Source organism: Aeromonas sp. 600479 (assembly GCF_049175515.1).
Classification (GTDB): Bacteria; Pseudomonadota; Gammaproteobacteria; order Enterobacterales; family Aeromonadaceae; genus Aeromonas; species Aeromonas veronii_A.
In genome coordinates, this window is sequence record NZ_JAAKVF010000036.1 from 1 (window position 1) to 682 (window position 682).

The 682-nt window shown below is 55.7% G+C and carries 1 protein-coding gene; it reads left to right on the forward strand.

Going from position 1 to position 682, the window contains the following annotated elements; translation table 11 throughout:
• Nucleotides 1–633 (forward strand): IS3 family transposase (locus tag G5149_RS20890; protein ID WP_421213594.1); only part of this gene is annotated, 633 nt, incomplete at its 5' end.
• Nucleotides 634–682: the final 49 nt, after the last annotated feature.

Sequence of the window (682 nt, forward strand, 5' to 3'; positions counted from 1 at the left end):
CTCAAGGTCGGGCGGGACAGGCTGTTTCGGATATTGGCCGAGCACCGCCTGCTGGTGCAGCTTAAGCGGGCGTATCACAAGACCACCCACAGTTTTCACCGTTTCTACCGTCATCCCAACTTGCTCAAAGCGGGACCAGAGCAGGTTACGCCGGTGGCCCCGGAGCAGGTCTGGGTCGCTGATATCACCTATCTGCCAGCCAGGAGCGGGCCGCTGTACCTGAGCCTGGTGACGGATGCCTACTCACGCAAGATAGTGGGCCATCACGTGCACGAAGGGATGCACGCGGAGTCGGTGGCGATGGCGTTCAAGAAAGCGCTGAAGCAACGGTGTGGCAGCGGGGAGCTAATCCATCACTCAGACCGTGGCGTGCAGTATTGCTCGGGACTGTATCAGTCATTACATGAACGGTACGGGGTGAAATGCTCGATGACGGATGGGTATGACTGTTATCAGAATGCGTTGGCGGAGCGGGTGAACGGGATTTTGAAAGGAGAGTTATTGTTGCAAAGCCCGCAGGATTTGGCGCAAGCGCGGGAGATGGTGCGTGAAGCAGTAGATATTTACAACGCGGAGCGGCCGCATCATGCGTTGAAATACAGAACCCCCGATGCGGTACATAGGGGGTTCTGAGTAGAGAAATGCTAGTTGAAAATGTGTAAACCTATTTCAGGACTAGACA